Here is a 14,812-nt window from a genome sequence, read left to right on the forward strand (position 1 = left end):
TTCTTTTTTTACGGTACTACTTTAAGAGCTCCTTGGCAGTAAACTGGTCCGTAATCAACACATTGGCATAATGGCCCTTCAGGGCAGCACGGATGGCCGGCACCTTGGCCTCGCCACCGCCAATCATAATGCTGTGCTCCTTGTTCCGCAGCTCGTCCAGGGTAATGCCCACTGTACGGGCATCCAGCTCCTTGTTGCAGATACATCCATCTGCATCAAAGAAGCGGGAGCAGATATCGCCTACTGCTGTCTGCTGAATTCTTGTCTGCTCCTCCTGGTCGGTGTAGCCAAGGCGGAAAAACAGTGCATTTGGCCGCACAGTACCGACGCTGAACACAGCTATATTTGCATGACTGCCCATTTCCAGAACCCGCTTGATATGGCTGTCCTGATCCACCATTTCCTTTACCTCCCGGCTGCCAAAAACAACCGGCAAGGGCAGATACTGGGCAATGGTGCTGTAATTATTGGCAAAATTCTCCAGAATGTCCTTGGCATAGTTGCGCCACTTGGAGTGAGTGACACCGCCCTCCAGCTGAACAATCTGGGACCCCTTAAGGGTCTTTGGCAACAATGAGCATGACATTTCATACAGGGTGGTCCCCCAACCAACACCTATCATATCCCCGTCATGCACAATGGAATCAAGATACTCGGCTGCCTTGATACCGATGTATTTCTTGATTTCATTTTCATCGTTGATGGTAGAGGAAGCTATACGCACCTCATGGAGACGATACTTTTCCACAAGCATCTGCTCCATATTGGACATATCCTCCACCGGGTCCATAATCTGGATTTTAACGTAGCCCCTGTCCTTGGCATACTGCAGCAGCCGTGACACCGACGGCCTTGATATGCCCAGCTCTTCAGCTATCCGTTGCTGGCTGTATTCCGAACGGTAATACAGCTTGGCCACGTTAATGGATAGCTTGTCCCTATCACGAGTCATACCCCTTGTCCCCCTAAATATCATATTATGCCGGAAAAAATGTCCGCATAATTGTAAACACAATTTCATTATGTATGTTACAAATGTAAAAATCAAGCAATAATAAAAATTTACTGAAAATTTTTTCAAAAGTTTCCCGACCCGTTAGTATGGCTATTATAATAATGCCTTGTGCCATCTTTATTCTTGTGTTTTAATAAATAATAGAGGTGAACGTGTATGAGTGAAACACCAAAGGACAGCATCCTAAACGATGTAAATGATACAAATGATAAAAATGACATAAAAGATAACATAATTTCAGATGCGGCGGAGGAGCAGGAGGAAAAATCCCCGGAAGCCCCTGTCATAGCTGAGATTCAGGAGAAAAAGGAATTTGTGAAGAAAAAGAAAACCCTTGGCAGCCATATAAAGAAGTTCTTAATTCTCTGCTTTGGTGCCTTTCTCTATGCCGTGGGGCTGGAAACCTTCCTGATTCCCAACCAGATTATTGATGGCGGTGTGGTAGGCATTTCCATTATGGCTGCAGCACTGACCCCTATATCCTTCAGCGTATATCTGGTGGCCATCAATATTCCTTTCCTGTATCTGGGCTACAAGCATATCGGCAAGACCTTTTCACTGTCCACAATAGTTTCCATTATTCTGTTGTCGTTGTGGACTGAATATTTCAAGCCAGTGCCCCAGGTGACGGATGACTACTTCCTGGCGGCCATCTTCGGCGGTATTATCGCCGGTCTTGGGGTGGGGCTGATTATCCGAAACAGCGGCTCCCTGGACGGGACGGAAATTGTGGCCATTATTCTGGATAAGCGCACCACCTTCTCCGTAGGTGAAATCGTGCTGGCCTTCAATATCTTTATTCTTGGTGCTGCCGGCTTCGTCTTCGGCTGGGACAAGGCCATGTATTCTCTGGTGGCCTACTTCGTAATTTCCAAGATGATCGATGTGGTTATCAAGGGTCTGGACGAATCCTACGCGGTGATGATTGTCTCCGATGAAAGCGAGGAAATTGCCGATGCCCTTATGCACCGTCTGGGCCGTGGCGTTACCTACATAAAGGGCATGGGTGCATACACCGGTGATTTGAAGAAGGTTATCTACTGCGTGGTGACCCGTCTGGAGGTGGACAAGCTGAAGGAAATCGCCATTGAAAAGGACGAAAATGCCTTCATTACCATAAATCCGGTCCACGATATTGTAGGTGGCCGCTTCAAGAAAAAGTCCATACATTAATAATGCTGTAATTTTTCGGCAATACAAAAGGCTACCGCCCATCAGCGATAGCCTTATTTTTATTGGAAATAAATTGGCTTACTCCAGCTCTTCAAATACGTTGAAGTGATCCTCATAACGCTCCTTAACGTGGTTGACACCCATGTACTTAACAAATGGAGCCAGCTCCTCCAGCTGCATTACACGGATATCGCCATCCAGGTTGGCCATAACGATTTCCGGAATGTCGAACTCAGCCATAACCTGCAGGCAGCCGCCACATGGTACAAATGGGCTCTCAGTGTCAGCCACTACTGCAATGGCATCAAATTCCTGCTTGCCATCGGATACGGCCTTGTAAACAGCAGCCCGTTCAGCACATACCGACAGGCTGGAAGAACCGTTCTCAACCTTGCAGCCGCCATATAAGGTACCATCTGATGCCAAAATGCAGGCACCCACTTTAATCTTGGTATACGGAGAATAAGATTTCATCCTCGCATCCTTGGCCATCTTAATCATAGTGTCGCAGATATCTTCATTTAACATACTTCATGGCTCCTTTGCTGAATATTATACCGATGCAAACTCGGGTATTACTTAAGTTTATTTTATTCTATAAGGCTGATTTTATCAATTCATTTTTTTGAGGTTGTATACACCTTTTATACACACTTTCCACAGAGTTATCCCCAGTTATTAACATCTATCAACACAAGAAATGTGGATAAGTGCGCTAATCGTATAAAAAAAGACCAACTTACAAGCTGGTCCTTAATCTTTTAGAATTAGGCAGTCATTTTAATGACTCCCGGCTTCGGCTGGGAGTTTTTTATAACGCCATTGTTCAAATTTTTCTTCTTTCAGAAGAAAAATCTTCCAATTAGCGTTTCCCTAAAGGACTAACTCACTTCGTTCGTGTCGCAACGAGCTGGGAGATATGCTCGCCAGCTGTTGCAGTTTGTTTTCTCCTACCTAAAGAGGTGGGGGACATCTTAAAGCTCGTTATAAATATCAAAGTAAATGGTATAATTAAAGATAACACTTATGCAGCTTAAGGTATATAAATAACATAACAATATTTTCACAAGAAATGCTCACTAAGTGTTCATAGTAAAAATCATAAGGAAATAGAGGTGCTGAAGATGAATAGCCTAAACACACTCAAGAAAAGCATATTAATCATGGGAATAATCCTATTATTGCCATTATTTCTTTCCACATCAGCATTTGCAGAGAGGCATCAGGTAGAAGGTAATGGCTCCTACTTCCTGATAAACAATGAGCTTGAGGATGAAGCACTTGCCAAAGAACGTGCCAAGTATGAGGCATTGCAAATTGCCAGCGAGCAGGCTGCTATTTTTGTTGACACTTCACCTGAATTGTATTTTGACCAGCTGACCTTTTCTGAATTACATAGCTATGCAGCCAGCGTAATAAAGGTTCAGGGATTGCCACAATTTACCAGTTCAATCAGAGGAAATGGTACCATGTATTATTGCCATCTGGTTGCGGTGGTAGACACCAACGACTTTAAGCATACCTCTATTGAGTCTATCCAGAAAAGCTGTCGACAAAGGGAGGAGCGTAACCGTCTGATACGGGAAATGGATGAATTGAAGCATAAATATGCCCGGGCCTACAGCGAAATAGAAAAACAGAATATCCGCTTCCGCATGAAGCAGCTGCGGGACAAATTTATGAGAAATGAGCCAAATACTTCATCTACATACAATACGGCAATGGCAAAGCTGGCATATAATGATGGACTTGATTATGATAATAACAAGGATTATTCTAATGCCATTGAATGCTATCAAAAAGCCCTTAGCTACGATCCTCGGTATGTCAAGGCATATAACAATCTGGGTATAATTTATGAAGATGTATTAATGGATTATGAAAAGGCCCGTGAATGCTTTGAAACCGCTGTACAGATAGACCCTGCCTACGATTATGGCTATTGTAATCTGGGTATACTTTATAACGATGTATACCATGATTATGCTAAGGCCATGGAAAACTACAATAGGGTTCTTCTCCTGAATCCAGGATTCCCTGGTATAAATCGATATATAGCCAGAACCTATCTGGCCATGGAGCAATATGATGATGCCTTAAGCAATGTACAGAAGGAAATGTCCAATAATAAACCAAAGAAATACGACTATTGTCTTTTAGGGGAAATATATCTGGCAACTGGTGAATACGATAGAGCAATGGAAGCATTGGAAAAGGCAATCCGCATGGATAATGATTTTGCAGAGGCCTACCTTTATCGGGGACTTACCTATGAACAAATGGGTAACAATAGCCAGGCCCTTCAGGATATTGGCAAAGCCAAGGAGCTTGACCCTAACAATGAAAAGGCCAGACAGCATTATGACCGCTTGAAATAATTATCCACAGATATTAACATTTATGCACACAATATGTGTTCTGTTTTTGTGGATAAAGTGGATAACTTTGTGTATAACTCAATATATAGTGGCTTTTTTCATCCAAAACACAATATATAGGATTTGAAACTCCAAAATATCCAACAAAACTTGTGGATATTTTACACCTCATTTTCATTTGGATAAATTATACTAAAATAAAATGGAAATATTATCCACAATTTGTTGCATTGGTCATCTGAAAAACGTATAATAGCAGGGCAGTTGTATTTTTTTGATAATAATTCTTTCATATAAAATAAAAGGAAGCGAAGATAATTGCAAAACAATAAATATAATCAAGAACAACCCATATACCGCTCCAAGCGGCGCCAGAAAAAGAAAAGCAGCTTCTGGCCCATGTTCCTGCTCCTATGTGCCTTTATCATAGCGGCAGTGGCCGGAGCACTTTTTGCTTCGTCAGTGCTGTTTGACAAGCCTGCCAAGCCTGAAAAGCAACATCTCATGACTGCCAAGGATAAGGTAGTCGTGATGATTATGGGCGTGGATGAGCGTGAGGGAGATGTGGGACGGTCCGATACCCTGATGGTAGCCACCCTGGACCCTAAGAAGAAGAAGGCAGCTCTCCTGTCCATCCCTCGTGATACCAGAGTTAAAATCAATGGCCACGGCTTTGATAAGATCAATGCGGCCTATGCCTATGGTGGCTATGAGCTGACCATGGATACGGTGGAGGACCTGATTGGTGTTCATATGGAACACTATATCCTGATTAATATCAAGTCCTTCAAGAAGATTATCGACGCCATTGGCGGTGTGGATATCAACGTGGAAAAGCGGATGTACTACGAGGATGTGTGGGATGATGACGGAGGCCTGCTCATAGACCTTCAGCCGGGACTGCAACACATGGATGGCGATACTGCCATTACCTACGTACGCTACCGTGATGAGGAGGGTGACATCGGCCGTATCAGACGCCAGCAGAAGTTCATGCAGGCGGTTATGGATCAGATAACCTCACCTGCTATTATTACCCGGATTCCATCCATCATAAAGGAAGTTGTCAACAGCGTGCAGACAGACCTGTCCATGAAGCAGCTGATTGAATTTGCCACCTCCTTGAAGGATGCCCAGAAATCCGGCCTGCAGGCTGAAATGCTGCCGGGCAAGCCTATCTACATTGATGGGGTAAGCTACTGGATGCCGGATCTGGCTAAATTGCGTACCACTGTGGCCAATACTCTTGACTGCACCCTGGATAAGAGCCTCAGGGATGATCTGGCAGAGGATACCAGGGAATATGAGGAATCCATTCCTGGTAATGCCCGTGAGCTCAACGCCGAGGAGGCAAGGGAAATCTACCGCCGTGAAAATACGGAGGATGTAGAACGGGCCAAGAAGATCAGCAAGAAGGAGTCCACTGACAGTACTCTCAGAAGGGACCCTTACGAAAAAGAGGAAAAACCGGCCTCAAGGGAAACCAGAGAAACACAGGAAGAGGAACAGCCGGTCAGCAGACCACCACAGAGTCGGGGACCAGCTCCTTCTCCAACAGTGCCTAGTGCCGGAAAAACCGCAAACTAAATTATGAAAAACTAATGGTATGGTCGTTGCCTATAGCATGAATCCATCACTAAAATTTTTTCTTGTACTCATATAGTGAAAAAAATTATAACTCGCTTCGCCCTTACAGGACTGGCTTCGCTCAAACAGATAATTTTTTCCACTAATATATAGGTAATACAAGAAAAAGATTTCTTAACGTTCTGGATTCAACTGCTCTAGGCAATCGACCATACCATTTTTATTACTTCGTTTTATTACAAGTGTTTTTGCATAAAAAAAGGACTGCTTTCACGCAGTCCTTAATTTTTTGTTTAGTCGTTTTTCTGCAGCAGGGTGGCCATGGAGGAAACCTTGTCGCCCTCGCTTGGCTTCATAATGATTACACCCTGGGTATTGCGGCCAATCTGGCTGATACCGCTGATGGAGGTTCTCAGAACCACACCGCCCTCGGTAATGAGAAGCAGCTCATGGTCCTCATGAACCACAGCCATGCCAATTACCTTGCCGGTCTTTTCAGTAACCTTCAGATTTATGAGGCCCTTGCCGCCACGGTTCTGTACGGTGTATTGGTCAATGGTGGTGCGCTTGCCCAGACCACACTCGGTGATGGTCAGAACATCAGCATCCTCCTTCAGGCTGTCCATAGCCACAACCTCGTCGCCAGGGGTAAGTCTGATACCCTTTACGCCACGGGCTACGCGGCCCATAACACGAACCTGTTCCTCATCAAAGGCAATGGCCATACCGTTTCTGGTACCCAGCATAATCTTCTGCTTGCCGTCAGTAATCTTAACTCCGATGAGCTCATCATCATCCTGGAGACTGATGGCAATAACACCAATTTTGCGGGAGGTGTTGAAGTCAGACAGGCTGACACGCTTAACAACACCCAGCTTTGTGGCCATGAAGAGGTACTTCTCAGGGTCATAGTCACGAACCTGGATAACGGCACTGACCTTCTCGTCCTTATCCAGCTTCAGGAGATTAATGAGGGCTGTACCCTTGGCGGTACGGCTGGCCTCAGCAATCTGGTAGGCCTTGAGATAGTATACGCGGCCCTTGTTGGTGTAGAACAGAATGGTGTGATGGTTGGTGGTAATCAGGAGATTTTCAACGAAATCGTCCTCCTTGGTAGGCATACCATTTACCCCGGCACCGCCACGGTTCTGTCTTCTATAGGTATCAAGCTTAATGCGCTTGATGTAGTTTCTGTGAGTGATGGAAATTACCACGTCATCATCGGCAATCATGTCCTCAATATCAATCTCACTCATATCGTGGGTGATATTGGTGCGACGCTCATCACCGAACTTGCGCTTAACCTCGGTAAGCTCCTCCTTGATGATTTCCATAATCTTCCACTCGTCAGCCAGAACGGACTTCAACCATTCGATTCTCTTCAAGATCTCCTGGTATTCCTCCTCAATCTTTTCACGCTCCAGACCGGTCAGGCGCTGGAGTCTCAGATCGAGGATGGCCTGGGCCTGCTTCTCGCTGAGGCTGAAGCCTGACATGAGAGCTTCCCGGGCAATATCCGCAGTACGGGACTCACGAATGGTGGTAATTACTGCATCAATGTGGTCAAGAGCAATATTCAAGCCCTCCAAAATGTGGGCTCTTGCCTCGGCCTTGGCCAGCTCGTAACGGGTACGTCTGGTAATAACATCTTCCTGATGCTTGATATAGTAATGGAGAACCTGCTTTAAGGTAAGCACCTTTGGCTGATTGTCCACCAATGCCAGCATGATGACACCGAAGGTCTCCTGCATCTGGGTATGCTTGTACAGCTGATTCAGCATGATATCAGCATTGATGTCCTTGCGGAGCTCCATAACGATGCGCATACCGCTGCGGTCAGATTCATCTCTGAGGTCAGTAATACCCTCAATCTGCTTGTCACGAACCAGCTCCGCAATCTTCTCAATGAGGCGGGCCTTGTTCACCTGATAAGGCAGCTCAGTCACGATAATGCGTGGCTTGCCATTGGACATGGTCTCAATATTGGCCTTGGCACGCATCTTAATCTGGCCACGGCCTGTGGTATAGGCACTCTTAATGCCGGAGGTACCCATAATAAGACCGCCGGTTGGGAAATCTGGTCCCTTGATAACGGTCATGAGCTCCTCGGCAGTGGCATCAGGATTGTCGATGAGCATCAGCACACCGTCAATAACCTCGTTCATATTATGAGGAGGAATATTGGTGGCCATACCAACGGCAATACCGGAGGTACCATTCACCAAAAGCTCCGGGAACTTGGAAGGAAGCACGGTTGGTTCCTTCAAGGATTCATCATAGTTAGGAGTAAAATCAACGGTTTCCTTGTCAATATCCTGGAGCATAAGCTCGGAGATTCTTGACATACGAACCTCAGTATAACGCATGGCAGCAGCCGGGTCACCATCCACGGAACCGAAGTTGCCATGGCCGTCAGCCAGCATATAGCGCATGGAGAAATCCTGGGCCATACGGACAATGGCATCATATACGGAGCTGTCACCGTGTGGGTGATATTTACCCAATACTTCGCCGACAATACGGGCAGATTTCTTGTATGGTTTGCCAGGAGTCATGCCGGCTTCCTGCATGGCGTAGAGAATACGTCTATGTACAGGCTTCAGACCGTCACGAACATCCGGGATTGCTCTGGAAACAATAACACTCATGGCGTAATCAATATAGGAATTACGCATTTCCTGTTCCAGATTTACCGGTAAAATTTTACCTTCGCCGAATTCCACTATCTCACCTCAAAAAGTTTAACAAAATCAATTAGCTCCTTATTATACCATATTTTGAGCCTATTTACCAATTATCTCAGCGTAAAGAAAGCCTTCCCTTACACCGGAATCACTGTAAATTACCTTCTCGGCACCAAACTTGGTGGCAATGATATCCGCTATGACAAGGCCGGAAATAATGGTGTGGATCCTGTCGGGGATGTTTTTCATCAAGATAATGGATTCAGACTGGGACAGCTTCCCGGTGCTGCCAAAGCGGCTGATAATTTCCGGAAAACGGCTTACATCCAGCTCCTTGTTGGACTTGGACTGATTATAAAGGGCATTGTAAAGGGCCGTGGTGCCCTTGTAGGTTCCACCGATGCCGCAGATAACCTTGGCCCGTATATTTTCAAAATCCGTGGCACCCTCTATGGCCTTTTTGGCCACCTCATACATTTTCGCCACTTCCCCACTATTTGGCAGCATGGAAGTACAGCACTCCTTTTTAAGACCCAGGGAACCCAGAGGAAGGCTTATTTTATGCTTTATTTTGTGATTTTCATAGTACACCAGCTCAGTGCTGCCGCCGCCGATATCCACCAGCATGCCATCACTGGACTGGATATTTCTTGTGGCCCCCACAAAATCGTATTCTGCTTCCTCTTCCCCGGAAATAACCCTTATCTGTATGCCGGTGCGCTGAATAATTTCAGCCACCACCTCAGTGCTGTTGGCACAGTTTCGCAGGGCTGCCGTGGTGAAGGCCATTACATTGTTTATGCCGAATACCTGCAGAAATTCCCTGTATTCATTGAGAACCTCCACTACCCTGTCAACGCCCTCCTGGCTCATTATATTGTCCTTCAGATAGCCCGCCAGGCCCACCATGTGCTTTTTCTTCAGAATCTGCTCCATGGAGCCCCCTTCTATTTCGTATATGGCCATCCTCACGGTATTGGAACCAATGTCAATAATTGCCTGAATCATCCTGTTTCGCCCCTTACAGTAACTTTTTATATAATAATAGCATAGTAGAATTGAATTTCGTATTAAAATGTGTTATTATCTTTTTGGGTGAACACTGTGGGGACAGTGTTTTGGTGGAAATAGGTAGATGGCATGAAACGGGTGGCGTTCGGTTGCTGCCCGTTTTGTGTTTTCGTAAATATTTTTTGCAATTAATTTAACTTACCTCTACTTATTTAATATTTTTTATGCTAAAATGAATATATAACACTTGATGATTTATAATATTTGCACAATGAATCGATGGTGACTGTATATGACATCTAAAATTTATGCATTGATTGGACCACATGCCAGCGGCAAGTCCACGCTTATCTCCAAGCTCATAAAGATGGGAGTTCATTACATTCCGGTGTATACCACCAGGGCTCCTATGGAATTTGATAAAGAGACAAATACCACAAAGTTTTTGAGCCAGAGCGATTTTCTCAAACAGGATTGGATTGTTAAGGTTACCTACAAGGGGGATTACTACGGCCTGTTAAAGACCGATGTTCTCAATGCCCTGAAAACTGAGAAAATCAGCGTTACCATGCTTACCATCAACGGTGTAAAGCAGGTCAGCAAGCTGTTGACCAACAATCTGGAGACCGTTTTCATCATGGTGGATTATGTTACCCTTATCGACCGTATGCTCAAGATGGGACACAACAATGTGGATATGAAGTACCATCTGGAATATGCGGAAAACAACGGTGAATTTGATAACTGGAAAACCACCAATTACGTTATCAAGAATATCGGTGATCCGGAGAAATCCCTGGACCAGCTGATGGCCATTATGGGCCTTATCGGCAAGACCCAGGTGACAAAGATAAATACACAGACCTAATTATAGGCATACAAAAAGCCACTCATTATGAGTGGCTTTTTCTTATTTGACTAATTTTTTTATTATCGACTTGGTAACTGGGTCTTCTATTGTAAAAAACACATATCCAATTATTGGAGGAACAAAAAATAAAATCAACAACTGGATGACACCATAACTAACATACTGATACACCAAACCGGCAAAAAAATAATAAAACAGCATCTGGAAAAGATAAATATTATACGAAGCCTGACCACACCTGACAATGATATCAGTAAATTTGTTTTTCAGAATACAATTCCTTCTGACCAGTACATAAAATACAGGCATAATATACATGGACGCTATAAAGCAGGTCCCTGTCCATCGCTCCAAAAACAAAACCTGATTATCAAGATATTTAGTATATATAATAAATACAATTCCAACTATGAAAAAAGGTAAAAGACTGCTTTTTGACAGCTTGTTCGGATTTAAGTAGGAGTAAATTCCAAAGGATATAAGTAAAATATATCTAAAAATCAGCAATCTATACAGGACGGGAGATACATCAAGAATTGTTTTTGAAACTTCCCATCCGAAATTTAACAGCAGGGCCAAAATCAAACCCGTTTTACTGTATTTTTTTATTAAAAAATATAGTATTGGATATAAAAATATCAGCTGTATGAGTAACGGATAGTAATAGCTTCCCGGCCCCCATCCACCAGTAACCAAGGCATATAAAATATTGGGAATTTTATATCTCGGATCTATAGTATGCCAGATTACATACAATAAACATTCAGCAATAAATACAATTATAAAGGGAATCGTATACCTGATAAGGGACTTTATAATTCTATTTTTTCCGTAGGCCTGTTTGAAAGAAATAATATTATTTCTTTCATATGACAAAGCATAAACATAACCGGATATAAGCATAAATAAGGGAACAGCCATATCCAGCTCAAAGGGAAAGCCCATTAAAAGCTTATCATGTTCACTCCAACGAAAATGAGTAAACACAACAGCCAAAATACATATTCCCTTTAATAAATCCAATAATGTATTTCGTGTCTGTTTATCTGTGCTAACTATGGAACTCATTATTATTCTATTAATCACTATTTAGGAAGTCTTTTTTTTATGCCCTTATTTACCCATGGCAGCTGCCTGCTGACGGAGAAGCTGGATTCTTTCACTGGTAGCAGGATGAGTGCTGAACAGTGTGGACAGCTTCATGCTGGAGCCAGCCAGAGGGTTGATAATAAACATATGTGAGGTGGCCGGAGTAGCCTGTTCCATTGGTCTGGCATGAAGGGAATAATACTCGATTTTCTGAAGGGCATCTGCCAGATAATTTGGATTACCGCAGATAACACCACCGGATTTATCCGCCTCATACTCCCTGGAACGGGATATGGCCATCTGAATAAGGGCAGCGGCCAACGGAGCCAAAATAATGGTGGCCAACAGACCAATAATATTGCCGTTGTCATCATCATCGGAGCTGCTGCCGAAAATCATGGACCACTGGGCGATATTGGCAATCATGGAAATGACGCCGGCAAAGGCTGCCGCCACAGTGGAAATAAGGGTATCACGATGCTTGATATGGGAAAGCTCATGGGCCAGAACGCCGCTGAGCTCCTCAGGACTGAGGGCATTCATAATGCCTGTGGTCACTGCCACTGCAGCGTGGGACGGGTTACGGCCCGTTGCAAAGGCATTTGGAATGGCACTGTTGATAATGCAAACCTTAGGCATTGGCAGCTGTGCATTGGCAGCCAGACCGGCCACCATATTGAAGAGCTGTGGAGCCTCCTGCTGGTTGATTTCACGGGCACCGTACATTTTCAGTACCATGGTATCACTGAACCAATAGGTAAAGAAATTCATTCCCAAAGAAATCATCAGCATCAGCATGGCACCATGGCGTCCGCCAAAGGCATTACCGATGGTTATCATTATACCCATAAGCAGGGCCATCAATACTGTAGTTTTCAATGTATTCATAATTTACGTTCACCTCTTTAAGATATACACCTCATCCGTCAGCCTAAAGGCTGACACCTTCCACTTTAGGGGAAGGCTCTTTATGAAAAGAGTATATATCAGAATTATGAAAAATAAATTAAAAAATGTCAAAAAATCAAATATCCAGATTTCTTACGTATTTTGCGTGTTCCTCAATGAACTGGCGGCGAGGCTCAACCTTGTCACCCATGAGGATATTGAAGAGCTCATCGGCCTCCTGGGCATCCTCCATGTCTACCCGGAGCATGGTTCTGGTCTCAGGATCCATGGTGGTTTCCCACAGCTGCTCAGGATTCATCTCACCAAGACCCTTGTAGCGCTGTACGTTTACGCCGTCACGGCCCACCTCGTTCAGCTTGGCCTCCAGCTCTTCATCACTGAAGGTATACCAGTGCTTCTTGCCCTTGCGGATCTGATAAAGAGGCGGCTGGGCAATATATACATGGCCCCGCTCAATCAATGGCTTCATATAGCGATAGAAGAAGGTAAGGAGCAGGGTACGGATATGGGCACCATCAACGTCCGCATCGGTCATGATAATAATCTTGCCGTAGCGGCGCTTTGAAATATCAAATTCATCACCGATACCGCTGCCAAAGGCGGTAATCATGGTGCGGATTTCTGCATTGCTGTAAATCTTGTCCAGACGGGCCTTCTCTACGTTGAGAATCTTGCCGCGGAGAGGCAGAATAGCCTGGAAGCGGCGGTCACGGCCCTGCTTGGCGCTGCCGCCTGCAGAGTCACCCTCTACGATATAAATCTCAGCCTTTTCCGGGTCCTTGATGGAGCAGTCAGCCAGCTTGCCAGGAAGAGAATTAACCTCCAGGGCATTCTTTCTTCTGGTGAGCTCACGGGCCTTTCTGGCAGCCTCACGGGCACGGGATGCCATTACGGCCTTGTCCAGAACACGCTTGGTAATGGCTGGATTTTCCTCGAAATATTCGTTGAGACCCTCAGAAACAATGGAATCAACAATACCACGGACCTCGGAGTTGCCCAGCTTGGTCTTGGTCTGGCCCTCAAACTGAGGCTCACGGATTTTCAGGCTGATAACACAGGTCAGACCCTCACGGACATCCTCACCGGAGAGATTCTGCTGATTTCCCTTGATGATGTTGTTCTTCTTTGCGAAATCATTGGCTGCACGGGTAAGGGCTATCTTGAAGCCTGCCAGATGGGTGCCGCCTTCCTCGGTATTGATGTTGTTTACAAAGCTGTAAATATTCTCCTGATAGGTATCGTTGTACTGCATGGCAATTTCAACAACGATGTCATCCTTGGTACCATTGAAGTAAATAGGAGTCTCATTTATTTTGGTCTTTTTGCGGTTCAGATGCTCCACAAAGGAACGGATACCGCCCTCAAAGTGGAAGGTTTCACGGTTGCCGCTGCGCTCATCACTGAGATTGATGGTAATGCCACGGTTAAGGAAGGCCAGCTCTCTCAGTCTGTGCTTCAAAGTATCAAAGTTATATTCAGTAACGCTGAAAATTTCCTTATCCGGCATGAAATGTACTCTGGTGCCGGTTTCCTCAGTATCTCCTGTAATGGTCATTGGAGAAGTGGTAACACCGCGCTGGAAGGCAATTTCATGAATCTTGCCGTCACGCTTTACCTGTACATCCATATACTCACTGAGAGCATTAACTACGGATACACCTACACCGTGGAGACCGCCGGAAACCTTGTAGCCATCACCGCCGAACTTGCCGCCGGCATGGAGAACTGTCAAAACTACCTCCACGGCTGGCTTGCCGGTTTCATGGAGATCAACAGGAATACCACGGCCATTGTCCACTACAGTTATGCTGTTATCGGTGTGAATGGTTACATCAATATCAGTACAGTAGCCAGCCAAAGCCTCATCAATGGAGTTGTCAACTACCTCATAAACAAGGTGATGGAGACCGCGCTCGGAGGTGCTACCGATGTACATACCAGGGCGCTTTCTTACAGCCTCCAGGCCCTCAAGAACCTGAATCTGGTCTGCACCATAATCGCCATCAACGGCAGAAACCTCGGAACCTATCTCATCAACATGTATCTGTACTTCTTCATCATTAATCAAAGCTTCATTTTCAGTGGCCATGAATTA

At 44.9% G+C, this 14,812-nt stretch carries 11 protein-coding genes; 4 read left to right on the forward strand and 7 right to left on the reverse strand.

Annotated elements, in window-relative coordinates:
- Nucleotides 1-16: 16 nt before the first annotated feature.
- Nucleotides 17-952, reverse strand: coding sequence for a sugar-binding transcriptional regulator (locus D081_RS02910; RefSeq protein WP_085022628.1), 936 nt, complete (start codon nucleotides 950-952; stop codon nucleotides 17-19).
- A gap of 219 nt (nucleotides 953-1,171) precedes the next feature.
- Between D081_RS02910 and D081_RS02915 the strand changes: the two genes are divergently transcribed.
- Nucleotides 1,172-2,188, forward strand: a complete 1,017-nt coding sequence (locus D081_RS02915; protein WP_085022629.1) for a YitT family protein — start codon at nucleotides 1,172-1,174, stop codon at nucleotides 2,186-2,188.
- 78 nt (nucleotides 2,189-2,266) lie between these two features.
- On the opposite strand, the gene D081_RS02920 is transcribed toward D081_RS02915, so the two are convergent.
- Nucleotides 2,267-2,716: a cytidine deaminase gene (locus tag D081_RS02920; protein ID WP_085022630.1), complete on the reverse strand. Its 450-nt coding sequence runs from the start codon at nucleotides 2,714-2,716 to the stop codon at nucleotides 2,267-2,269.
- A gap of 653 nt (nucleotides 2,717-3,369) precedes the next feature.
- Here D081_RS02920 and D081_RS02925 point away from each other — a divergent pair.
- Together D081_RS02925 and D081_RS02930 are read left to right on the forward strand one after the other, a co-directional pair.
- Nucleotides 3,370-4,566: a lipopolysaccharide assembly protein LapB gene (locus tag D081_RS02925; protein WP_158087535.1), complete on the forward strand. Its 1,197-nt coding sequence runs from the start codon at nucleotides 3,370-3,372 to the stop codon at nucleotides 4,564-4,566.
- Nucleotides 4,567-4,965: 399 nt separating this feature from the next.
- Nucleotides 4,966-6,153, forward strand: a complete 1,188-nt coding sequence (locus D081_RS02930) for an LCP family protein (RefSeq protein ID WP_085022664.1) — start codon at nucleotides 4,966-4,968, stop codon at nucleotides 6,151-6,153.
- Nucleotides 6,154-6,446: 293 nt separating this feature from the next.
- Here D081_RS02930 and gyrA read toward each other — a convergent pair whose 3' ends face one another.
- Together gyrA and D081_RS02940 are read right to left on the reverse strand one after the other, a co-directional pair.
- Nucleotides 6,447-8,876 carry a DNA gyrase subunit A gene (gene gyrA, locus D081_RS02935; protein ID WP_085022632.1) on the reverse strand — a complete coding sequence of 810 codons (2,430 nt, stop codon included), beginning with the start codon at nucleotides 8,874-8,876 and terminating at the stop codon, nucleotides 6,447-6,449.
- Nucleotides 8,877-8,936: 60 nt separating this feature from the next.
- Nucleotides 8,937-9,845, reverse strand: coding sequence for an exopolyphosphatase (locus D081_RS02940; protein WP_085022633.1), 909 nt, complete (start codon nucleotides 9,843-9,845; stop codon nucleotides 8,937-8,939).
- A 295-nt stretch (nucleotides 9,846-10,140) separates the two neighbouring features.
- On the opposite strand from D081_RS02940, the gene D081_RS02945 reads away from it, so the two are divergent.
- Complete coding sequence (locus tag D081_RS02945) at nucleotides 10,141-10,716, forward strand: guanylate kinase (protein WP_085022634.1); 576 nt, start codon at nucleotides 10,141-10,143, stop codon at nucleotides 10,714-10,716.
- Nucleotides 10,717-10,758: 42 nt separating this feature from the next.
- On the opposite strand, the gene D081_RS02950 is transcribed toward D081_RS02945, so the two are convergent.
- The 3 genes from D081_RS02950 to gyrB all read right to left on the reverse strand — a co-directional run bounded on the left by D081_RS02950 (nucleotide 10,759) and on the right by gyrB (nucleotide 14,806).
- On the reverse strand, nucleotides 10,759-11,787 hold the full coding sequence (locus tag D081_RS02950; RefSeq protein ID WP_085022635.1) for an acyltransferase: 1,029 nt from the start codon (nucleotides 11,785-11,787) through the stop codon (nucleotides 10,759-10,761).
- 45 nt (nucleotides 11,788-11,832) lie between these two features.
- Entirely contained in the window at nucleotides 11,833-12,696 is an 864-nt protein-coding gene (gene htpX / locus D081_RS02955) for a zinc metalloprotease HtpX (protein ID WP_085022636.1), read from the reverse strand.
- 136 nt (nucleotides 12,697-12,832) lie between these two features.
- Nucleotides 12,833-14,806 (reverse strand): DNA topoisomerase (ATP-hydrolyzing) subunit B, encoded by a 1,974-nt coding sequence (gene gyrB, locus D081_RS02960; protein WP_085022637.1) that lies wholly within the window; start codon nucleotides 14,804-14,806, stop codon nucleotides 12,833-12,835.
- Nucleotides 14,807-14,812: the final 6 nt, after the last annotated feature.

Origin of the sequence: Anaerovibrio sp. JC8 (assembly GCF_002100115.1) — a bacterium.
Classification (GTDB): Bacteria; Bacillota; Negativicutes; order Selenomonadales; family Selenomonadaceae; genus Anaerovibrio.

Bases quoted from the DNA above. Each gene is read 5' to 3' on its own strand.
- D081_RS02910 (WP_085022628.1), bottom strand. From the start codon at position 952: ATGACTCGTGATAGGGACAAGCTATCCATTAACGTGGCCAAGCTGTAT.
- D081_RS02950 (WP_085022635.1), bottom strand. From the start codon at position 11,787: ATGAGTTCCATAGTTAGCACAGATAAACAGACACGAAATACATTATTG.
- htpX (WP_085022636.1), bottom strand. From the start codon at position 12,696: ATGAATACATTGAAAACTACAGTATTGATGGCCCTGCTTATGGGTATA.
- D081_RS02920 (WP_085022630.1), bottom strand. From the start codon at position 2,716: ATGTTAAATGAAGATATCTGCGACACTATGATTAAGATGGCCAAGGAT.
- D081_RS02915 (WP_085022629.1), top strand. From the start codon at position 1,172: ATGAGTGAAACACCAAAGGACAGCATCCTAAACGATGTAAATGATACA.
- D081_RS02945 (WP_085022634.1), top strand. From the start codon at position 10,141: ATGACATCTAAAATTTATGCATTGATTGGACCACATGCCAGCGGCAAG.
- D081_RS02930 (WP_085022664.1), top strand. From the start codon at position 4,966: ATGTTCCTGCTCCTATGTGCCTTTATCATAGCGGCAGTGGCCGGAGCA.
- D081_RS02940 (WP_085022633.1), bottom strand. From the start codon at position 9,845: ATGATTCAGGCAATTATTGACATTGGTTCCAATACCGTGAGGATGGCC.
- gyrB (WP_085022637.1), bottom strand. From the start codon at position 14,806: ATGGCCACTGAAAATGAAGCTTTGATTAATGATGAAGAAGTACAGATA.